Source organism: Pseudomonas putida, assembly GCF_002906855.1.
In the GTDB taxonomy this organism is placed as follows: domain Bacteria; phylum Pseudomonadota; class Gammaproteobacteria; order Pseudomonadales; family Pseudomonadaceae; genus Aquipseudomonas; species Aquipseudomonas putida_N.
The window spans coordinates 408,748-430,170 of sequence record NZ_MINI01000038.1; the positions used below are offsets into that span (position 1 = coordinate 408,748).

Here is a 21,423-nt window from a genome sequence, read left to right on the forward strand (position 1 = left end):
ATTCCTTGGCGAATCATTGTGATGGGGTGCCCGTCGCAAACGGGAGGGGGACCCACGCTAACATCAATGACCCATGGCACGGGAGTGCCAGGAACGCGACATGTCGCACAAATGAAAAAGCCCCGGGAGTTATCCCAGGGCTTTCTGATATGGCGCACTCGGCGGGATTCGAACCCACGACCCCTGCCTTCGGAGGGCAGTACTCTATCCAGCTGAGCTACGAGTGCAACGCGCACGCATGATACCCATCTGATTCGGCGGCGTCCATCGCCTTGATCTATGGCTGTTTTTCCACTGTGGCCGGCTCAGGCGAGCGAAAATCCATCTATCCATATGCGATATCAGTATTTCCTTAGGAGTGCTTATGCCCTCTATGCTCTGGTCACAACTTGTTATAACAAGTCATCGATCAGCGAAGAGATCCCATGGCCGAACTGCTCCCCTTGTCCCCGGTACCGCTCTACACCCAGCTCAAGGAATTGCTGCGCGAGCGCATCCTCGACGGTACTTACCCACCACACAGCCGCATGCCCTCGGAAAGCGAACTGGGCAAGGCTTTCGAGGTCAGCCGCATCACCGTGCGCCAGGCGCTGGGTGATCTGCAGAAAGAAGGGCTGATCTTCAAGATCCACGGCAAAGGCACCTTCGTCGCCAAACCCAAGGCGTTCCAGAACGTCAGCACCCTGCAGGGCCTGGGCGAGTCGCTGACGCAGATGGGCTACGAAGTGATCAACCGCCTGCGCAGCTTCCGCCATGTGCCGGCCAATGCGCTGGTCGCCGCGCGGCTGCAGGTCGAGGAGGGCAGCCTGGTTACCGAGATCCGCCGGGTACGGCTGATCAACCGCGAGCCGGTGTCGCTGGAGCTGACGTGGCTGCCCAGGGCCGTTGGCGAAAAGCTGGAAAAGGCCGACCTGGTCACCCGCGACATCTTCCTGCTGCTGGAAAACGACTGCGGCATCGCCCTGGGGCACGCTGACCTGGCCATTGACGCAGTGCTGGCCGACAGCGACCTGACCCAGGCGCTGGAGGTGGAAGAAGGAGCGCCGATCATGCGCATCGAACGCCTGACCCACGCTGCCGACGGCACGCCGCTGGACTTCGAACACCTGTACTACCGTGGCGATGCCTTCCAGTACCGCCTGCGCATCGACCGCCAGAAGGGGGGCAAGGCATGAGCATCGAGACCCAGGACTACGACATCATCGTCATCGGTGGAGGCACCGCCGGGCCGATGGCGGCGATCAAGGCCAAGGAGCACGACAAGCACCTGCGCGTGCTGCTGCTGGACAAGGCTAACGTCAAGCGCAGCGGTGCCATCAGCATGGGCATGGACGGCCTGAACAACGCCATCATCCCCGGCCATGCCACGCCCGAGCAGTACACCAAGGAAATCACTGTGGCCAACGACGGCATCGTCAACCAGGCCGCCGTGCATGCCTATGCCACCCACAGTTTCGAAACCATCGAGCAGCTCGACCGCTGGGGGGTGAAGTTCGAAAAGGATGAAACCGGCGACTACGCGGTGAAGAAGGTCCACCACATGGGCGCCTACGTGCTGCCCATGCCCGAAGGCCACGACATCAAGAAGGTGCTGTACCGCCAGCTCAAGCGCGCCCGGGTCGAGATCAGCAATCGCATGGTCTGCACCCGCGTGCTGCTCGATGGCGAAGGTGCCGCTGCCGGTGTATTGGGCTTCGACTGCCGTAGCGGCGAGTTTCGCGTGGTGCGGGCCAAGGCGGTGATCCTCGCCTGCGGCGCCGCCGGGCGCTTGGGCCTGCCGTCGTCGGGTTACCTGATGGGCACCTACGAGAACCCGACCAATGCCGGCGATGGCTATGCCATGGCCTACCATGCCGGCGCTGAACTGGCCAACCTCGAGTGCTTCCAGATCAACCCGCTGATCAAGGACTACAACGGCCCGGCCTGCGCCTACGTCACCGGCCCGCTGGGCGGCTACACCGCCAACAGCAAGGGTGAGCGCTTCATCGAGTGCGACTACTGGAGCGGGCAGATGATGTGGGAGTTCCACCAGGAGCTCGAAGGTGGCAACGGCCCGGTGTTCCTCAAGCTCGACCACCTGGCCGAGGAAACCATCCAGAACATCGAAGAGATCCTGCACAGCAACGAGCGCCCCAGCCGTGGCCAGTTCCATGCCGGGCGTGGCACCGACTACCGCCAGCACATGGTCGAGATGCATATCTCGGAAATCGGCTTCTGCTCGGGGCATTCGGCCTCGGGGGTGTGGGTCAACGAGAAGGCCGAGACCAGCGTCAAGGGCTTGTATGCCGCCGGTGACATGGCTGCGGTGCCGCACAACTACATGCTCGGCGCGTTCACCTACGGTTGGTTTGCCGGTGTCAACGCCGCGCGGTACGTGGCCGGGCGCGAACTTGCCGAGGTTGATGCCGTGCAGGTCGAGCGCGAGCGCGCGCGGGTGTTCGCCCCGCTGCAACGTGAGCATGGCCTGCCGCCGGCACAGGTGGAATACAAATTGCGACGCATGGTCAACGACTACCTGCAACCGCCCAAGGTGACCAAGAAGATGGAAATCGGTCTGGCTCGCTTTGCCGAGATCGAGCGTGACCTTGCGCAGATGAAGGCCAGTAACCCTCACGAACTGATGCGTGCAATGGAGGTTTCGGTGATTCGCGACTGTGCCGAGATGGCGGCGCGGGCATCGTTGTTCCGCGAGGAAAGCCGCTGGGGTCTTTATCACCGCCGGGTGGACTTCCCCGAGCGCAACGATGGCGAATGGTTCTGCCACTGCCATCTGAAAAAGGGCGAAAACGGTGAGATGACCAGCTTCAAGAAGGCGGTCGAGCCCTACCTGATCGCTCTGGATGCCGAAGAGCAGACTGCCTATGACCGGCTGCGGGTGAAAGCCGACGCTGCCTGAATGAAACAGAGGGCCGAAGGCCCCAAGGACCCCGTGAAATGGCCTACCAGCCCCAGGAAATATTCTTTCGCAGCAGCGCCCCGGTGACCATCGACGAAGACAAGTGCATCGCCGAAAAAGGCTGCACCGTCTGCGTCGAGGTCTGCCCCATGGACCTGCTGGCGATCAACCCGGCCACGCAAAAGGCTTACATGGCCTTTGACGAGTGCTGGTACTGCATGCCCTGCGAGAAAGACTGCCCCACCGGCGCCGTCAAGGTCGACATCCCGTACCTGCTGCGCTGATTCATCCCCGTCATCCGCCGCTAAGGATCGCGTCATGACTGAACGAAGCACCGACAACCCCGAGATTCTCGAACTGCTGCCACGGCTCGAAGCCGATGATGCAGGCGTGCGGCGCATTGCCTTGATCGAACTGGCTGATCTGGAAGACCCTGATGCCTTGCCATGGCTGACCGACGCGCTGTTGGTCGATGGAGCCGACGAAGTGCGCGCCGAGGCCGCGCGCCTGCTGGAAGCTTGGGAGGAACCAGAAGTGGTACAGGCCTTGTGCGCCGCCCTGGCGGATGGTGCAGACTCGGTACGCCTGGCTGCCGCGCAGAGCCTCAGCGAGTTGAAGAGCCCGGAAGCCGGCCAGCTGATCTTGCCATGGACGAGCCATGCCGATGCCTTCGTCCGTGCCAGTGCCTTGCGTGCCCTGCGTGAGCTGCGCCTGGAGGACGCCGCCCGGCCTGCGCTGCGGGCGCTGGAGGATCAGGACGCAGCGGTGCGGCGTGAAGCCGTGGGTATTCTGGGTTGGCTCAAGCACCACCCCGCGCTGCCTGCTTTGGCGAAGCTGGCCGAGCACGAGGCCGACACCGAGGTACGTCGCGCCGCCATGGGTGCCTTGGGGATGGCGCGTGACCTCGCCGTTTTGCCAGCACTGATTGGCGCCTTGCGCGATCCCGCCTGGCAGGTACGTGAAGAAGCCGCGACGACGTTGGGCAAGGTTGGCCATGTTCAGGCGGGGCCGGCACTGGTGGAGGCATTGGGCGATGGATTCTGGCAAGTGCGCCTGCGCGCAGCCCGCTCGCTGGGTCGCCTGCGCCACGCCGAAGCGCTGGATGCCCTGGCCGATCTGCTTGGTCATGGCATCGCCAACTTGCGCAAGGAAGCTGCGCTGGCGCTCGGTGAACTGGGCCTGGCCCGCGCCTTGCCGGCGTTGCAGGTCGCTGAAGCGGACAGCGATCCGGAAGTGCGCAAGGCTGTGCGCATTGCCTTGGCTCAGCTTCGCGGAGCCGCTTGATGGATAGCCCTAGCGCAATACGCAATCAGCGCGAGAATGGATTGCTGACTTTGCAGTGGGTCGATACCGAAGCAGTCATCAGCCATGCCCGGCTTCGCGGCGCCTGCCCCTGTTCGCAATGCCGGGCGGCAGGCTTGCAGGGACGGGTCCCGATGGTCAGGGCCGACATACGCATCGAGCGAATTGTGGCGCAGGGCTATGGAGTGCAGTTGGTGTTCAGCGATGGGCATGAACGTGGCATATATCCCTGGCAATACCTTCGTGAACTTGGCTGACCCTGGCATTGCCGGCGCAATCTAGTTGCCGCCAGAGGCTATAGCGCGATCAACTCAGGCCTCAGGCCTTCTACACGGCGGGGCGGCGGAAGGTAGCCGCCGTCACCGGTGATCTGGTGCAGAACCCGCTCGCGCAAAGCGTGCAGGGCTACACCGGTACGCAGGCGCGGGTGGGGCAGGTCGATTTCCACCACCGATTTGATCCGCCCGGGACGCGGCTCCAGCACCACCACCCGGTCGGCGAGGTACGTGGCTTCCTCAGCATCGTGGGTTACCAGCAAGGTGGTGATGCCGGCGCGTTCACGGATGGCCAGCAGTTCGTCCTGCAGCTGCTGGCGGGTCAGGGCATCGAGCGCGCCGAACGGCTCGTCGAGCAACAGGATACGCGGGCTGGCCACCAGGCCTCGGGCGATGGCCACGCGCTGGGCCATGCCGCCGGAAAGCTGGTGTGGGTAGGCCGATTCGAAACCGACCAGGCCGACCAGTTGCACGAACTCGTGCACTCGGCGGGCGCGCTCACCCTGGGTAAGGTGCTCGTTGACCAGGCCCAGGGCGATGTTCTGCTCAACCGTCAGCCAGGGGAACAGGCGATGCTCCTGGAACACGATGCCACGCTCGCCGCCGATGCCGCGGACCGCCTGGCCGTCTACGCGGATGCTGCCGCTGTAGTCGGTGTCCAGCCCGACCAGCAGGCGCAGCAGGGTCGACTTGCCGCAACCCGAGGCGCCAACGATGGCGATGAACTCGCCTTCGTTGATGGCCAGGTTGAAGTTGCGGATGGCCTCCAGGGGCTGGCCATCGACACTGAAGACTTTGCCGACGCCTTCGAAGCTGACCAGCGGCGGTGTGGTGTCGGCCTGATTGGCCGCGAGCAGGTGTGAAGCATTGAAGGCATTCATGCGGTTCTCCAGCGCGTGGCGCGCGATTCGAGGCGTTGGCCGAGGGCGCCGAGCAGGGCGCCGACCAGGCCGATCAGGACCATTGCGGCCATGACCTGGTCCATGCGGAACAGTTGCTGGGCGCCGATCATCAGGCTGGCGATGCCGCCGTCCGAGGGCATGAAGTACTCGGCACCGATAGTGCCCAGCCAGGCGTAGATCAATGACAGACGCAGGCCGGCGAATATCGCCGGTGCAGCGCCGGGCAGCACCAGCAGGCGCAGTTGTTGCCACAGGTTCAGGCGCAGTGTGCGCGCCGCTTCGCCCAGCTGCGGTGAGAGGCCGGCGATGCCGCGTTGGGTGGCGATCAGCAGTGGAAAGAACGCCGCCAGGCCGACGAACACATTCTTGGCCCCTTCGCCGAGGCCGAACCAGGCCGTGAGCAAAGGTACCCAGGCAAACAGCGCCACTTGCCGCAGGGCCGAAAGGCTTGGCCCGAAGAGTCGTTCGGCGTTATGCGAAAGCCCCAGCAGCAGCCCGCTCAGCAAGCCGGCGCCGCCACCCAGGAACAGGCCGGTCAGGGTGCGCTGCAGGCTCAGCAGCATGGCTTCAGGCAGCGAGCCATCGGCCAGGCCGCTGAACAGGGTGCGCAAAACGTCCAGTGGGGACGTGAGGATGTTCGGGTCGATCCAGCCGAAGCTGTTGCTGGCCTGCCACAGCGCAACCAGTGCCGCCGGGAGCAGCAGGCTTTGCCAGCCCCGTGGAATGGGCCCGCGCTGTTGTTCGCCGGTGGCCGGTTGCGGCCAGTACAGCAGGCGCTTTTCCAGAGTTGAGAAACCACGCTCCAGCAACCCACCGACAAGGCCGATCACCAGGATGCACAACAGCACCAGGTCGAGCATGAACAACTGGCGGCCCCAGACCATCAGGTAGCCGATGCCTTCACTGGAGGCCAGCAATTCGACGGCCAGCAACGAGGTCCAGCCCGTAGCCAGGGCCAGGCGCACGCCGGTGAGGAAAGCGGGCAGAGCGGCCGGCAGCAGCAGACGCAGCAACAGTAGGTGACGTGGCAGGCGCAGCGCGGCGGCGGCTTCGCGCAGCTTGGGCTGGGCATCGCGCACGCCGACCAGGGTGTGCAGGGTGACCGGCACCACCACGGCCTTCACCAGCACCACCAGCTTGAGCAGTTCGCCGATACCGAAGAACAGCATGAACAGCGGAATCCAGGCCAGGGTAGGGATCTGCGCCAGGGCCACGAAGGTCGGCAGCACCAAGGTCCGTGCATGGCGTGAAGTGCCCAGCCAGGCGCCGAACAGCAAGCCACTGCTGACACCCGCCAACAGCCCCCAGAACAGCCGCTGCAAACTTATCCACAAGTGCCCCCAAAGCTCGCCGGAGCCAAACTCCAGCGCGCTTTGCCACACCAGCGAGGGTGGCGGCAGGATCTGCTCGCTCATCCAGTGCTGCCGGCTCGCCACGACCCACAGCAGCGCAATGAAGACTGGCAGTAACCAAGGTAGTACCCGCTCTCCAGAAAGGGCGCGCTCTCTGTGAGAGCGGCCTTGCGCCGCGAATGGGTCGCGTTGCGGCCCCCCTCGATTCCTGCTCAGAACTCCATTCATCGGCCATCTCTCGAAGCGTTCCAATGTTATTCGCTTATGGAATTAAAAGTTCACAGAAGCGGCTTTCAAGAGATAAGAGCATGGAGTCCCTGCATGCGGAACCCTCTCGTCATTGCGTTTTCCTCATATTTTCGATGCGTTTCGCGCAAGCAGTCCCGCGCCCCGCATGAATGCTCATTTATGTCTTTCAGTTACTAAAAAATGAAGTTTTGGTCTTTGTAGGTTCTAACCAGACCTGCCTAGCTTCTGGCCAGCGCCGGCCATCGCCGGTGGCAGCCTGCCAAGGAGCCTTGCCATGAAAACCCCTCTGCGCCACCTGATCACCACCCTGGGTCTGGCCTTCACCCTGAGCGCCCACGCAGCCGAGCCGGCCAAGCCGGAAAGCATCCGCATCGCCGTGCCCGACCTGAGCGCCGGCAGCAAGCACAGTGCTGGCGGCGTGGTCGATGTACTGCGTGACCAGCAACTGCTGGAGAAGGAATTCGCCAAAGACGGCATACGCATCGACTGGCATTTCTTCAAGGGCGCAGGTCCTGTGGTCAACGAAGCCTTGGCCAATGGCCAGGCAGACTTCGCCTACCTGGGCGACCTGGCGGCGATCGTCGGCAAGGCCAACGGCCTCGATACCCGTGTGCTGACGGCAGGGGTGCGTGGAGTGAAGAGCTACCTGGGGGTGGTGCCGGGTTCCGGCATCAAGACCCTGCACGACCTCAAGGGCAAGCGCGTAGCGGTGTTCCGCGGCACCGCCAACCAGCTGTCGTTCGCCAGTGCCCTGGCCAGCCAGGGGCTGACCGAGCGTGACCTGAAAGTGATCAACCTCGACTTCAACGCCGCCAACGCCGCGTTGGCCGCCAAACAGATCGACGCCACCTGGGGCCTCTCCAGCCTGCTGTCGCTGCGTGAACGCGGGCTGGTCGAGCTGCCTGTCAATTCCCGTGACCTGGCCGGCGCCGGCAGCACCCAGGCGGTTTTGCTTGGCACCGGCGATTTCATCCGCAAATACCCCGAGCTGGTGCAGCGCCTGGTCAACGCCCAGGAGCAAGCCGCCAGTTGGCTGCGCGACGAGCATAACCGCGAGGCCTATGTCGACCTGGTGGCGAGCAACGCCAATTGGCCTCGCAGCATCCTCAGCGATGACCTGGCCAAGGAAGACCTCGCCCATTACTTCGACCCACGGCTGGACGCCGATTTCGTTGCCCAGCTGCAGCAGGGCGTCGACCTGGCCGCCCGTGAGCGCCTGATCCGCCGTGGCTTTCAGGTTTCCGAGTGGATCGAACCGCGATTCCTCGATGCCGCACTGCAACACCAACAGGCCGTGCAGGCCGCCCGCTGAACCCAAACCCGACCATGACCGCAAGGACCACGACCATGAGCAATGCCGCACTGGCCTCCGCGCCACACGCCCTCGAACTCGACATCCACCCGGTTGCCGGCCGCATCGGCGCCGAAATCCGTGGATTGAAGCTGTCCGCCGACCTCGACGCCGCTACCATCGATGCCATCCAGGCTGCCCTGGTGAAGCACAAGGTGATCTTCTTCCGTGGCCAGGCTCACCTGGACGACCTTAGCCAGGAAGGCTTCGCCAAGCTGCTCGGCGAGCCGGTTGCCCACCCCACCGTGCCTGTGGTGGACGGCACCAGCTACCTGCTGCAACTGGACGGTGCTGAAGGCCAGCGTGCCAACTCCTGGCACACCGACGTGACCTTCGTCGATGCCTACCCCAAGGCCTCGATCCTGCGCAGCGTGGTGGCGCCGGCTTCCGGCGGCGATACCGTCTGGGCCAACACGGCGGCGGCCTACGAGGAACTGCCCGAGCCACTGCGCGAGCTGGCTGACAAGTTGTGGGCGGTGCACAGCAATGAATATGACTACGCGAGCATCAAGCCCGATGTCGACCCGGCCAAGCTTGAGCGTTATCGCAAGGTGTTCACCTCGACCGTGTACGAGACTGAGCACCCGGTGGTGCGGGTGCACCCGATCAGTGGAGAACGGGTGTTGCAGCTGGGGCACTTCGTGAAGCGCATCAAGGGCTACTCGCTGGCCGACTCGCAGCACCTGTTTGCGGTGCTGCAGGGGCATGTGACGCGGCTGGAGAACACCGTGCGCTGGCGTTGGCAGGCGGGGGATGTGGCGATATGGGATAACCGCGCCACGCAGCATTATGCGGTAGATGACTACGGCACCCAGCCGCGGATCGTTCGTCGAGTGACCCTGGCCGGGGAAGTGCCGGTCGGGGTGGATGGGCAGTTGAGCCTCACAACCCGCAAAGGCTAAGCCTTGCAGTGAGTCTTGTAGGAGCGGGACAAGCCCGCTCCTACAGAGATTCCACCGAATGCCTCATGTCTCGGTATCACAGGCAATCAGTTGCCTGACCAACCCCTGAGCCAACGGCGACAAGCCATACCCCACCCGGCTCACCACCCCATAGCGGGTATAGAACGCCTCTTCCTGCTCCGCTGCCAGGTCCACCAGTTTCAATGCCACCAGCCCCCGCTCCATCTGGTAAGGCCGCAAGTTGGCATTGCAGGCGATGCCAATGGTGTCCGAATGCATCACCACATTCAGCAGCGCATAACCATGCTCGCACTCCACCGTCGGCAGAAAGTCCTGGCGGCCGCTGAGATCACTGAGGATCTTGCGAATGTTCGGCGGGCGGAATGTGGTTGCCAGCGGGTAGTCGAACACATCCCGTGCGCGTACCTCGGCCTGCTCGGTCAGCGGGTGCCCGGCCCGGCAGCAGAAGTGCCAGCGCTGCGGTGCCAGCTTGTGCACGCGGTAATCCGGGTCGGACTCGAACTGGCGCGTATCGGCCACGAAGAACTCGATCTCTTCGGCAATCAGCTTGCGGTTCAGCACCTGCCAGTTATCCACCTGGAAGCAGGTGCGCGCCGCCGGGTACTCGGCCACGAAGCGCGCCACTGCCCGCGGCACCAAGCCGCCTGCGGGTGCCGGGCCGGAGCCGAAGCGCACCACGCCAGTGGTGGCTCCATTGAACTGGTGGATCTCATTGACCAGATTATGCGCGCCATGCACCAGGCGCCGCGAGTGCTCCAGCACCAGCAGGCCCTGGCGGGTGGGTGAAAGTTCCTTGCTGGCACGGTCGACCAGGCGGCAGCCGATGTTGTGTTCCAGGGTCTGGATGCTGCGGCTGAAGGCCGATTGCGACAGGTTTACTGCCGCAGCTGCGGCGACAAAACTGCGGTGCTCGACAAGGGCAATGTAGTGGCGCAGCTGACGCAGATCGATATGCATTTTCTACATTAAAACCTTCGGTCAAATGCAATTGCTGACAAGGGCGAGTCCCCTTATAAAGGGAGTCACTTATTCCACAAAATATGAATTACAAATATTTATATTTCTTAAAAGAATATAAGCCCAACTGACCGCGATTCGGTTCCGCCAACGGAAATGCTCGCCCAGGGCCCACGCCTCAAGGAGCATTTGCATGTCCGGACTTTCCCGTTGGCCTGCGCGCGCGTCGCGTTTCACCTTGCAACCCTTGGCCGCCGGCGTGTTGCTGGCGGCATCCAACGGCAGCTTTGCCGAAGACCCCGTCAGCGTTACCCTGGCTGTTGAACAGGAAGCCAAGCTTGGCACTGTCACGGTCAATGCCCGTCGCCGCGAAGAAACCGCGCAGAGTGTGCCCACGCCAATCAGTGTGCTCAGCAGCGAAACCCTGGAAACCCAGCGCATCTACCGTGTGCAGGATCTGCAACAGCTGGTGCCCAGCACCAACGTCGCCTATGTGCATGCACGGCAGTCGAGCATCTCGATTCGTGGCCTGGGCAACAACCCGGCCAGCGATGGCCTGGAAGGCAGCGTTGGTATCTACCTGGACAACGTCTACCTCGGCCGCCCGGGCATGGCGGTGTTCGACCTGCTCGATGTCGAGCAGCTGGAAGTGCTGCGTGGCCCGCAGGGCACGCTGTTCGGCAAGAACACCACGGCGGGGGTGCTGAACATCACCACGCGCAAGCCGACCTTTCACCCGGAAGGGAGCATCCAGCAGTCGATTGGCGAGGACGGCTACCTGCAGACCCAAGGCAGCTACTCCGGGCCGATTACCGAGACATTGGCCGGGCGCATCAGCGCCTACCACACCGAAGACGACGGCTATGTGAAGAACATCTACAACGGCGATGAGCTTAATGGCGGCAAGCGCCAGGGCTTTCGAACCCAGTTGCTGTACCAACCGAGCGAAAGCTTCAATCTGCGCTGGATCGGCGAGTACAACGAGGAAGACTCCAACAACGGCATCCTCAGCCTGTACAGCACCGGGCCGACCATCAATGGCGTCAACCGTTACGAGAGCCTGGCGGCCCAGGCCGGCGCGACGCTGGTGTCGGGCAAGGATCGCAAGGTCAACTTCGATGCCGACCAGCAGGTGACGGTGTTCCAGGGCGGTACTTCGGTCGAGGCCAACTGGACTCTGCCCAATGATTTCACCCTGACCTCGATCAGCGCCTACCGCTGGTGGGACTTCACCCCGCGCAACGACGACGGCCTCAATGTACCGGTGTTCTACAGCGCCGGGGTATCGGTGCGCGACAAGCAGTATTCGCAGGAAATCCGCCTGGCGTCGCCTACCGGTGGCCTCTTCGACTATGTGCTGGGTGCGTACTACTTCAAGCAGGACCTGGACAACAAGTCGTTCACTTATTACGGCCCCCAGGCCGACATCTGGAACCTCACCCCGGCCGGCGCCCTGGCCAACGTCGACACCATCGGCAACGGCCATATCGATACCGACAGCTACGCGCTGTTCGCCCAGGGCACCTGGCATGTCACTGAGCGCCTGGACTTCACCGCCGGCATCCGCGGCACCTACGAGGAAAAAAGCGCCTGGGTGACCCGCGATGCGCCAACCGGCGGTGCTGCCGTGACCGGGGCTGCGGCTGCTGCGCGCCAGGGCAGGGTCGGGGCGTACGACTCGGGTGACCTCAACCAGTACAGCTTCAGCCCCTCCGGCCTGCTCGGTTTGAGCTACCGCTTCAACGAGCAATTGCTGGGTTACGCGACCCTGACCCACGGCGAGAAGTCTGGTGGCGTGAACCTCACCGTCGGTGCCGCGCCACGCCTGGGCACCGACTCACTGCTGGTAGGCACCGAGCGGGCCAACAACGCCGAGTTGGGCCTCAAGAGCACACTGTTCGACAACCGCCTGCAACTCAACACCAACCTGTTCTGGACCGAGGTGCATGGCTACCAGGCCAACGTCTACGACCAGATCAACCGTGTGCAATACCTGGCCAACGCCGGCAGCGTGCGCTCGCGCGGCCTGGAATTCGAAGCCACGGCGCTGCCGATCAAAGGCCTGACAGTGAACTTCAACGGTTCATGGAACGACGTCCGCTACCTGAAGTACGACGACGCTCCGTGCCCGCCAGAGGTGAGCCTGGCCAATGCCACGGCCACCTGCGACCTGTCCGGTCACCAGGTGGTCGGCGCCTCCAAGTACATCGCCAACCTCAACGGCGAATACAAGTGGCAGGCCAGCCAGCACGTCGAGCCCTACGTCACCGCCAGCTACGCGTTCCGCTCCAGGGCGGTGGGCACCATCGACGATTCCGACTTCGGCCAGATCCCCAGCTACGCGCTGGTCAACCTCTCCGCCGGAGTGCGCCTGGACCAGGGTGACGGCGTGGTCGACCTGTCGCTGTGGGTGAAGAACGCCGGCGACAAGACCTATTTCACCAGCCTGTGGAACTCCGCCAACGGTGGTTATGCCGGCGTGCTCGGTACCCCGCGCACCTTCGGCGCCACCGCCCGTTACGACTTCTGAGTAAAAAGGAGCTTTGCCATGAATGCCCAGACTGAAACTCCCGTACTGCCCGAAGGTGCCTGCCTCACGGCCAAGGTCCCCGAACGCGCCGAGGCGCTGCTCGGCGACGTGGTGGTCAACCCGTACCGCCTGGCGCCGCTGACCGCGATCATCCGCGACGGTGGGCGCAGCCTGAGTGACGCCCATGTGCGGGTGCGCGGCCGCGGCGAGCGCGGTGTGGACATCGCCTATGAGGTTTCGGATCGCTCGCTGTGGACTTACGGCGGCATCCCGGTATTTGGCCTGTACCCAGATCACGTCAACCAGGTAGAGGTGACCTACAAGCTCGACGGCGAGCGCATCCGCGAGCAGTACCAGATCTACGCCCCGGCCGTGCGCCTGCCGGTGGTGGCGAAACAGACCGCCGCGCTGCCGGAGGTGGAGCCGGTCAAGGTGGCACCAGGCTTCGAACAGCGTCTGTACTTGTTCAACCATCTGCAAGGTGACATCCCCGGTGGCCGCGCCTTCAAGTGGAACGGCCTGGGCGGCGCCGCCGAGTGGGACCAGGTCGGCAACAACTGGATCGCCGACAGCAATGGCGACGTGCGCTGGTACCTGGACATCGAGCAGATCCACGATTCCAACCGCCGCGACGGCCTGGGCGGGACCATGGGCTTCCAGCAGACCCGCGACGGCAAGCTGATTTGGGGGCAGGGCCAGACCTACTCCAAGTTCGACCTGCTGGGCCGGCGCATCTGGCAGCGCAACCTCCCAGACAAGTTCGCCGACTTCTCCCACGAGATTCGCGAAACCGTCAATGGCACCTACCTGCTGCGCGTCGGCACCAGCGATTACCGGCGCCCGGATGGCAAGCGGGTGCGCTCGATCCGTGACCACATCATCGAGGTCAATGAAGCAGGCGACGTGTTGGACTTCTGGGACCTGAACCAGATTCTCGACCCCTATCGTGGCGACTTGCTGGAAACCCTGGGCAAGGCGGCGATTCAACTGCCTGAAGGTGTACAGAAGCAGGATGATCGGCTGGCCAACGAACTGGCAGAAGGCGACTTGCCGTTCGGTGATTCCCCGGGCGTGGGCACCGGGCGTAACTGGGCGCACGTCAATGCCATTGACTACGATGCCGATGACGACAGCATTATCGTTTCAGCTCGCCATCAGGGTGTGGCCAAGATCGGCCGTGACAAGCAGGTGAAGTGGATTCTCGCTTCTCCACGAGGCTGGCCGCAGCACCTGCGCGAGAAGGTCCTGACCCCCGTTGCACGCGAAGGCTTCGACTGGTCCTGGACCCAGCACACCGCCTGGCTCACCGGCAAAGGCACGCTGACCGTGTTCGACAACGGCTGGGGCCGCGACTTTGCGGCCACCAAGCTCAGCGGTAACTACAGCCGGGCGGTGGAGTACAAGATCGATGAAGCCCAGGGCACGGTCGAGCAGGTGTGGGAGTACGGCAAAGAGCGTGGCGACGAGTGGTACAGCCCGGTGACCTCGGTGGTTGCCTACCGGCCAGAGACCGATACCCAGTTCATCTATTCGGCTTCGGTCAACTTCCTCACGCCCGAGAAACTGACCACCACGGTGCTCAATGAGGTGCGCCGTGGGACCCAGGAGGTGTTGGTGGAGCTCAAGGTGCACAGCCGCCAGCCGGGTTCCGTTGGTTACCGGGCGCTGGTGATCGACCTGGCCAAGGCGTTCTGATTCACATTATTTTCAGCTCGTTCGTCTAACCTGTACTGGCCTTTTCGCGGAGCAAGCCCGCTCCTACAAGATCTGCGTTTGCGCGGTCATTGTAGGAGCGGGCTTGCCCCGCGAAAGGGCCGGTTGCCGTTGTGCAGGGTTATGAAATTTTCGATGGACTGTTCGACCATTCGTTCTTTTTTTCGAACAGCCTATTGTCCAACACCCCAGCAGCCGCTTAGCATTCGTTTGAGATTTCAAACGCTCGATGCCCTGCCTTGGGCGCTTTTCAAACAATCAACAATTCGGGAAGCCGACATGCAGCTCAAAGACGCTCAGTTGTTCCGCCAGCAAGCCTTCATCAACGGTGAGTGGCTGGATGCGGACAGCGGCCAGACCATCAATGTGACCAACCCGGCCACTGGTGAAGTCATCGGTACCGTGCCGAAGATGGGCACTGCGGAAACCCGCCGCGCCATCGAAGCCGCCGACAAGGCCCTGCCGGCCTGGCGTGCACTGACCGCCAAGGAGCGTTCGGCCAAGCTGCGTCGCTGGTTCGAACTGATGATCGAGAACCAGGACGACCTGGCTCGCCTGATGACCACCGAACAAGGCAAGCCACTGGCCGAAGCCAAGGGCGAAATCGCCTACGCAGCCTCGTTCATCGAGTGGTTCGCCGAAGAAGCCAAGCGCGTCTACGGCGACACCATCCCGGGCCACCAGCCCGACAAGCGTCTGATCGTCATCAAGCAGCCGATCGGCGTTACCGCGGCCATCACCCCGTGGAACTTCCCGGCCGCCATGATCACCCGTAAAGCCGGCCCGGCCCTTGCCGCTGGCTGCACCATGGTGCTCAAGCCTGCGTCGCAGACCCCGTACTCCGCCCTGGCCCTGGTCGAGCTGGCCAACCGTGCCGGTATCCCGGCTGGCGTGCTGAGCGTCGTTACCGGCAGCGCTGGCGAAGTCGGCGGCGAGCTGACCGGCAACTCCCTGGTACGCAAGCTGTCCTTCACTGGCTCGACCGAGATCGGTCGCCAGCTGATGGAAGAATGCGCCAAGGACATCAAGAAGGTTTCCCTGGAGCTGGGCGGCAACGCTCCGTTCATCGTGTTCGACGACGCCGACCTGGACAAGGCGGTCGAGGGCGCGATCATCTCCAAGTACCGCAACAACGGCCAGACCTGCGTCTGCGCCAACCGTATCTACGTGCAGGACGGCGTCTACGACGCCTTCGCCCAGAAGTTGGCCGCAGCTGTTGCCAAGCTGAAGATCGGTAACGGCCTGGAAGAAGGCACCACCACTGGCCCGCTGATCGACGGCAAGGCTGTCGCCAAGGTCCAGGAGCACATCGACGACGCCGTTGGCAAAGGCGCCAAGGTGCTGTCCGGTGGCAAGCTGATCGAAGGCAACTTCTTCGAGCCGACCATCCTGGTCGACGTGCCGAACACCGCTGCTGTCGCCAAGGAAGAGACCTTCGGCCCACTGGCGCCGCTGTTCCGCTTCAAAGACGAAGCCGAAGTCATCGCCATGTCCAACGACACCGAATTCGGCCTGGCCTCGTACTTCTACGCCCGTGACATGAGCCGTGTGTTCCGTGTCGCCGAGGCCCTGGAATACGGCATGGTGGGTATCAACACCGGCCTGATCTCCAACGAAGTCGCGCCATTCGGTGGCATCAAGGCTTCGGGCCTGGGCCGCGAAGGTTCCAAATACGGTATCGAGGACTACCTCGAAATCAAATACCTGTGCATCAGCGTCTGATCGCCGGGTAAAAGGTTTTACCTCTGCCAGCGGGGCGCGAGAGCGACGTCTCGCTGGCCTTTTTGACATCGCAGTACCTGGTGGCCAGGGCGTTTACGGCAGTCGATCAACGAATACTGTTCGCGAGCACACCCAGCCACCCCCGAATAAAAGCGCCGCTGATCGGCGCAAATGAGGGCATTATGAGCAAGACCAACGAATCCCTGATGCAACGTCGTGTCGCCGCCGTCCCACGTGGCGTTGGCCAGATCCACCCGATCTTCGTCGAATCCGCGAAGAACTCGACCGTGATCGACGTTGAAGGCCGCGAACTGATCGACTTCGCTGGCGGCATCGCAGTACTGAACACCGGTCACCTGCACCCGAAAGTGGTTGCAGCCGTGCAAGAGCAGCTGACCAAGGTCAGCCACACCTGCTTCCAGGTGCTGGCCTACGAGCCTTACGTCGAGCTGTGCGAAAAAATCAACAAGCTGGTCCCAGGCGACTTCGACAAGAAGACCCTGCTGGTTTCCACCGGCTCCGAAGCCGTTGAAAACGCCGTCAAGATCGCCCGCGCCGCCACTGGCCGTGCTGGCGTGATCGCCTTCACCGGCGGCTACCACGGCCGTACCATGATGACCCTGGGCCTGACCGGCAAGGTAGTGCCGTACTCCGCTGGCATGGGCCTGATGCCAGGTGGCATCTTCCGCGCCCTGTTCCCGAGCGAACTGCACGGTGTCAGCGTTGACGACGCCATCGCTTCGGTCGAGCGCATCTTCAAGAACGACGCCGAGCCGCGCGACATCGCCGCAATCATCCTCGAGCCAGTACAAGGCGAAGGCGGCTTCCTGCCAGCGCCCAAAGAGCTGATGAAGCGCCTGCGCGAGCTGTGCGACAAGCACGGCATCCTGCTGATCGCCGACGAAGTGCAGACCGGCGCTGGCCGTACCGGCACCTTCTTCGCCATGGAACAGATGGGCGTTGCGCCTGACCTGACCACCTTCGCCAAGTCCATCGCTGGCGGTTTCCCGCTGGCCGGTGTGTGCGGCAAGGCCGAAATCATGGACGCCATCGCTCCGGGCGGCCTGGGCGGCACCTACGCCGGTTCGCCGATCGCCTGCGCCGCGGCCCTGGCCGTTATCCAGGTGTTCGAGGAAGAGAAACTGCTGGACCGCAGCAAGGCCGTTGGTGAGCACCTGACCACTGGCCTGCGCAAGATCCAGGAAAAGCACCCGATCATCGGCGACGTCCGTGGTCTGGGCTCGATGATCGCTGTGGAAGTCTTCGAAAAAGGCACCCACACCCCGAACGCTGCTGCCGTTGCCCAAGTTGTAGCCAAGGCACGCGACAAGGGTCTGATCCTGCTGTCCTGCGGCACCTACGGCAACGTCCTGCGTATCCTGGTTCCGCTGACCGCCGAAGACGCGCTGCTGGACAAAGGCCTGGCCATCATCGAAGAGTGCTTCGCTGAACTCGCCTGATGTGACGCGCTTCATGAAAAAACCCGCCTAGGCGGGTTTTTTTGTGCCCAGAAAAGCCGGGTGAAGCTATGGTGGTGACAGGATTCGCCTCGGAAGCTGCGAAGGACTGTGTGTCAGGGATAACCAGGAGTTGACCATGAGTGCTGCAGACCCCACCCCACCTTGCGTATTGATCGCCGAAGGCGACCCTTGGGTGCGCGAAATGCTGAGCGAAATGCTGCTCAGCGTGCGTTGCGACGCCCGCTTGCAAGTCTGCGCCGATGGCTCGCAGGCGCTCACGGCGCTGGCCAGCAAACCTGACCTGATCATCGCGGCCCGTGAACTGGCGGGGCTCGATGGTCTCGACCTGCTGCGCAAGGTGCGCGCCAAAGGTCCGGGGCTGCCGTTCATCCTCATGAGCGACCGCAGCGATAGCGCCAGCGTGCGCGAAGCATTGCCGCTGCACCCCACGGCTTACCTGAGCAAACCGCTGAACCTGGACAAGCTGCGCAAGAGCCTGGAAGAACTGCTGCTGGCCGTGGGCGAGCAGATCGCCTGCCCGGTGCCGCCGTTGCAGCCTGGCGCCAACCTGCCGGCCTATCTCGAGCAACGCCGCGCCACCGCCGACGGCGGGCCGCTGTTCGCCGATGTGCAGGTGGCGATCAAGCGTGCACTGAACCCGCAGGGCCTGAACTTCAGGGTGCTCGAAGAGGAAGTGCGCGACGACCCGCAGATCACTGCGGTGCTCATCGCCGCTGCCAACAGCGCTAGCCTGCACCGTGACGCACCTGTGCAAACGCTGATGCAGGCGCTGAACAAGCTCGGCAGCACCCAGAGCATGAACCTGATTCTCGGCCTCACCCTCAAGCGCAGTGCACGGCTGAGCGACCCGCTGCTGACGCAACATGCCACGCGTTACTGGAATCTTTCGCTGCACACGGCCGAGTACGCCCGCACGCTGGCGCGCATGCTCGAACTGGATCAGGAGCGCTGCTATTGCGCCGGCCTGCTGCATTGCCTGGGCGACCTGGCGGTGCTGCGCTGCCTGCAGGAGTGGCGGCTGGCCGGTGGTGAGCTGGACGAGGACCGGGTGCAGCTATCGCTCAATGAGTTCGGTGCAGCGTTCGGCTCGGCGCTGCGTACCCGCTGGCGTTTGCCGCTGAGCCTGCGCGAGCTGATTGCGGCGATCTACCAGCTGGGGGGCGGGGTGTATTCGCGAGAGATCCTGGCCTTGAACCTGGCCGGGCAGCTGGCACGCTTGCCGGCGGATCAGGGGCTGGAGAAGATCGCCAACAACAAGACCGCGCGCTTGCTGAAGGTTGGGTTGCCGGAGCTGAGCCGGTTGCGCAAGGTGGAGAATCCTGAGGTGAAGCCGCAGGAGGAAGTGAAAGAACCAGTGGTGGATGCCAAGGCTGAGGAACCGTCTGCCCCAGAAGACCAAACTTCGACTTGAGACACTGGGGCCGCTTCGCAGCCTTTTCGCGAAGCGGCCCCAGTCAGCCTCGGACTATCTGGTTCTTGCCCTGCCGCTTGGCCCGATACATCGCCGCATCGGCACGGGCGAACAAGCTGTCCAGCGACTCGTCCTCATCCGTCAGCCCGGTCAGCCCCTGGCTCACCGTAACGCTGTACGCCTCATCGCCATGGCTGAAGCCCTGCCGCTGAATTTCCCGTTGCAACCGCTCGGCAATCTGCTCGGCTACCTGTGCATTGCAACCCGGGAATACCGCTGCGAACTCCTCCCCGCCGATACGCCCGAACAGGTCGCCACGGCGTAGCACGGCCTTCCCGCTGTCGGCGATGCGTTGTAGCACCTGGTCGCCTTCCTGGTGCCCGTAGCTATCGTTGATGCGCTTGAAGTCGTCGATGTCCAGTAACAGGAAGGCCAGTGGCGTGCCGTCTTCGCGGGCACTATCAAAGGCCTGTTGGGCGCATTCGAAGAAGTGCCGGCGGTTGCTGCTCTGGGTCAGCACGTCGGTGGTGGCCAGGCGCTGCAATTCGCCTTCGAGCTGCTTCTTTTCGGTGATGTCTTCGGCGATGCCGACGATGATCACTCGGTCGCCGTCGTTCTGCTGGTTGATGTAGCACTTGTCGCTGAGCCAGCGCACCTGGCCGCTGGCGTTGAGGATGCGGTATTCGCGGTCTTCCACTGCGCCCTTGAGCAGCACCTGGGCCAGGCTGCGTTCGGCGAATTCCAGGTCATCGGGGTAGATGCTGTCGCGCCATTCGTTGTAGTCGGCCAGCACTAGGCTGGCCGGGCGACCGAAGATGCGTTCGTAGGCGGGGCTGACGTAGAGCACCTGGCGGGTTTCCCAGTCGAAGGCCCAGAGCACGGCGTTGACGCTGTCGAGCAACGAGCTGTAGAGCTGTTCGCGTTCACTCAGGCGGGCGACCTCGCCCTGGGCGTGGAGCAGGGCCAGCAAGGTTTGCGCAGCTTCGGGAGGCGAGGTGCCTGACAACGACGGAGGGAGGTTCTTGGCCATGAGCACGGAGCAGTTCTCATTGATAAGGCGCGCGGCCACGAACCGGCCCGCCGCGCGGGCGATGTGCCGGGTTTGAGTGGATTTTCAGGGGGGAAGTTCCAGCAGGCACGCCCCGTTGCAGGGCGTGCCGATCAGCGGCTATCAGGCGGTGGGGCGCAGGGAGTAGGTTTTCAGCTGTGCTGCGAAGTCGTGCAGGGCATGGATGCCGCTGGCCTCGGCCTCGTGTACCCAGTCCTTCATGGCCGCCAGCATATCGTGGCCATTGGCGCTGGTGCGGGCCCAGATCTGTTGCAGGGCCAGGCGCTTCTCATAGATGGTCTTCAGTGCCTGGCTGTGGGCCAGCAGGCTCTCGATGCGCACGTGGTGGCGGTCTTCCAGCAGGCTGGTTTCACGCGACAGCAGCCGCTTGGCACGACGGAAGCGGTGGCGTACCGAAGCGTCGACCTTGGCCAGCTCCTGCTTGACCAGCGGGCCGATCACCAGCTTGCGGTACTGGGCCATGATCTGGAAACGGTTGTTGAGGATGGCCATGGCTGTGTCCATGTCCAGGCTGGCCTTGCCCTCGACGCGGTGGGCGATGGGCGCAACACGCTGCACCTTGGCCAGGCGCAGCAGGCAGAACAGGCGGATCCACGCCCAGCCCATGTCGAACTCCCAGCGCCTGACCGACAGCTTGGCCGAGTTGGGGTAGGTGTGGTGGTTGTTGTGCAGCTCTTCGCCACCGATGACGATACCCCACGGCACCAGGTTTGTGGCAGCGTCGCGGCATTCGAAATTGCGGTAGCCGACCGCATGGCCCAGGCCGTTGACCACGCCGGCGGCCCAGAACGGAATCCACATCATCTGGACCGCCCAGATGGTGATGCCAATGGTGCCGAACAGCAGTAGGTCGATGACCGCCATCAGCACGATGCCGCCGAGCTTGTAGCGTGAATAGAGGTTGCGTTCGATCCAGTCTTCCGGGCAGTTCTTGCCGTAGATGCGCAGGGTCTCGGGGTTGCGTGCCTCTTCGCGGTAGAGCTCGGCGCCCTTGCGCAGCACCGTGCCCAGGCCCTTGTACACCGGGCTGTGCGGGTCGTCCGGGGTTTCGCACTTGGCGTGGTGCTTGCGGTGCACGGCCGTCCATTCGCGGGTGTTCTGTGCCGTGGTCAGCCACAGCCAGAAACGGAAGAAGTGCTTGAGCGCGCCATTGAGGTCCAGAGCGCGATGGGCGGAGTAGCGATGCAGGTAGATGGTGACGCTGACGATGGTCACGTGGGTCATCAGCAGGGTGACGCCAACCAGTTGCCAGGCCGACAAGTCGAGCAGACCGTTGTACCACATAGGTGT

The 21,423-nt window shown here is 63.3% G+C and carries 17 protein-coding genes and 1 tRNA gene; 12 read left to right on the forward strand and 6 right to left on the reverse strand.

Features of this window, described 5'->3' with window-relative positions; genetic code table 11:
* Positions 1-150: 150 nt before the first annotated feature.
* Positions 151-227 (reverse strand) — tRNA-Arg (locus BGP85_RS14390).
* Positions 228-425: 198 nt separating this feature from the next.
* Between BGP85_RS14390 and BGP85_RS14395 the strand changes: the two genes are divergently transcribed.
* Genes BGP85_RS14395 through BGP85_RS14415 form a run of 5 tightly spaced genes read left to right on the forward strand, consistent with a single transcriptional unit; the run spans position 426 to position 4,455 of the window.
* On the forward strand, positions 426-1,175 hold the full coding sequence (locus tag BGP85_RS14395) for a GntR family transcriptional regulator (RefSeq protein ID WP_103448553.1): 750 nt from the start codon (positions 426-428) through the stop codon (positions 1,173-1,175).
* Positions 1,172-2,896: a fumarate reductase/succinate dehydrogenase flavoprotein subunit gene (locus BGP85_RS14400; protein ID WP_103448554.1), complete on the forward strand. Its 1,725-nt coding sequence runs from the start codon at positions 1,172-1,174 to the stop codon at positions 2,894-2,896. Before BGP85_RS14395 ends, BGP85_RS14400 begins: the two co-directional genes overlap by 4 nt.
* Before the next feature lie 38 nt (positions 2,897-2,934).
* Positions 2,935-3,180 carry a 4Fe-4S dicluster domain-containing protein gene (locus tag BGP85_RS14405; RefSeq protein WP_008096634.1) on the forward strand — a complete coding sequence of 82 codons (246 nt, stop codon included), beginning with the start codon at positions 2,935-2,937 and terminating at the stop codon, positions 3,178-3,180.
* Positions 3,181-3,214: 34 nt separating this feature from the next.
* Positions 3,215-4,180, forward strand: a complete 966-nt coding sequence (locus BGP85_RS14410) for a HEAT repeat domain-containing protein (RefSeq protein ID WP_103448555.1) — start codon at positions 3,215-3,217, stop codon at positions 4,178-4,180.
* The gene (locus tag BGP85_RS14415) at positions 4,180-4,455 is read left to right on the forward strand and encodes a DUF971 domain-containing protein (protein WP_103448556.1); all 276 of its coding nucleotides are present in this window, start codon (positions 4,180-4,182) and stop codon (positions 4,453-4,455) included. Before BGP85_RS14410 ends, BGP85_RS14415 begins: the two co-directional genes overlap by 1 nt.
* A gap of 38 nt (positions 4,456-4,493) precedes the next feature.
* Here BGP85_RS14415 and BGP85_RS14420 read toward each other — a convergent pair whose 3' ends face one another.
* Both BGP85_RS14420 and BGP85_RS14425 read right to left on the reverse strand, forming a co-directional pair.
* On the reverse strand, positions 4,494-5,354 hold the full coding sequence (locus BGP85_RS14420) for an ABC transporter ATP-binding protein (protein ID WP_103448557.1): 861 nt from the start codon (positions 5,352-5,354) through the stop codon (positions 4,494-4,496).
* The gene (locus BGP85_RS14425; protein WP_258035892.1) at positions 5,351-6,955 is read right to left on the reverse strand and encodes an ABC transporter permease; all 1,605 of its coding nucleotides are present in this window, start codon (positions 6,953-6,955) and stop codon (positions 5,351-5,353) included. The genes BGP85_RS14420 and BGP85_RS14425 overlap by 4 nt, the downstream gene beginning before the upstream one ends.
* A gap of 295 nt (positions 6,956-7,250) precedes the next feature.
* Here BGP85_RS14425 and BGP85_RS14430 point away from each other — a divergent pair, with 295 nt between their 5' ends.
* Both BGP85_RS14430 and BGP85_RS14435 read left to right on the forward strand, forming a co-directional pair.
* Positions 7,251-8,288 (forward strand): ABC transporter substrate-binding protein, encoded by a 1,038-nt coding sequence (locus BGP85_RS14430; RefSeq protein ID WP_103448559.1) that lies wholly within the window; start codon positions 7,251-7,253, stop codon positions 8,286-8,288.
* Between the two features lie 35 nt (positions 8,289-8,323).
* Entirely contained in the window at positions 8,324-9,229 is a 906-nt protein-coding gene (locus BGP85_RS14435) for a TauD/TfdA dioxygenase family protein (RefSeq protein WP_103448560.1), read from the forward strand.
* 63 nt (positions 9,230-9,292) lie between these two features.
* On the opposite strand, the gene BGP85_RS14440 is transcribed toward BGP85_RS14435, so the two are convergent.
* Positions 9,293-10,207, reverse strand: coding sequence for a LysR family transcriptional regulator (locus tag BGP85_RS14440; RefSeq protein WP_103448561.1), 915 nt, complete (start codon positions 10,205-10,207; stop codon positions 9,293-9,295).
* Positions 10,208-10,400: 193 nt separating this feature from the next.
* On the opposite strand from BGP85_RS14440, the gene BGP85_RS14445 reads away from it, so the two are divergent.
* The 5 genes from BGP85_RS14445 (at position 10,401) to BGP85_RS14465 (ending at position 19,064) form a co-directional block, all read left to right on the forward strand.
* A complete protein-coding gene (locus BGP85_RS14445) occupies positions 10,401-12,737 on the forward strand; it encodes a TonB-dependent receptor (protein WP_103448562.1) in 2,337 nt (778 codons plus the stop codon).
* Between the two features lie 18 nt (positions 12,738-12,755).
* Entirely contained in the window at positions 12,756-14,432 is a 1,677-nt protein-coding gene (locus BGP85_RS14450) for an aryl-sulfate sulfotransferase (RefSeq protein ID WP_103448563.1), read from the forward strand.
* A 297-nt stretch (positions 14,433-14,729) separates the two neighbouring features.
* A complete protein-coding gene (gene gabD / locus BGP85_RS14455; protein WP_103448564.1) occupies positions 14,730-16,172 on the forward strand; it encodes an NADP-dependent succinate-semialdehyde dehydrogenase in 1,443 nt (480 codons plus the stop codon).
* A 182-nt stretch (positions 16,173-16,354) separates the two neighbouring features.
* The gene (gene gabT, locus BGP85_RS14460; protein ID WP_054887246.1) at positions 16,355-17,632 is read left to right on the forward strand and encodes a 4-aminobutyrate--2-oxoglutarate transaminase; all 1,278 of its coding nucleotides are present in this window, start codon (positions 16,355-16,357) and stop codon (positions 17,630-17,632) included.
* Positions 17,633-17,768: 136 nt separating this feature from the next.
* Complete coding sequence (locus tag BGP85_RS14465; RefSeq protein WP_103448565.1) at positions 17,769-19,064, forward strand: response regulator; 1,296 nt, start codon at positions 17,769-17,771, stop codon at positions 19,062-19,064.
* Between the two features lie 43 nt (positions 19,065-19,107).
* Here the strand turns inward: BGP85_RS14465 and BGP85_RS14470 are convergent, their stop codons facing one another.
* A complete protein-coding gene (locus tag BGP85_RS14470) occupies positions 19,108-20,094 on the reverse strand; it encodes a GGDEF domain-containing protein (protein WP_103448566.1) in 987 nt (328 codons plus the stop codon).
* A 141-nt stretch (positions 20,095-20,235) separates the two neighbouring features.
* Complete coding sequence (gene desA / locus BGP85_RS14475) at positions 20,236-21,417, reverse strand: delta-9 fatty acid desaturase DesA (RefSeq protein ID WP_103448567.1); 1,182 nt, start codon at positions 21,415-21,417, stop codon at positions 20,236-20,238.
* Positions 21,418-21,423 lie beyond the last annotated feature (6 nt).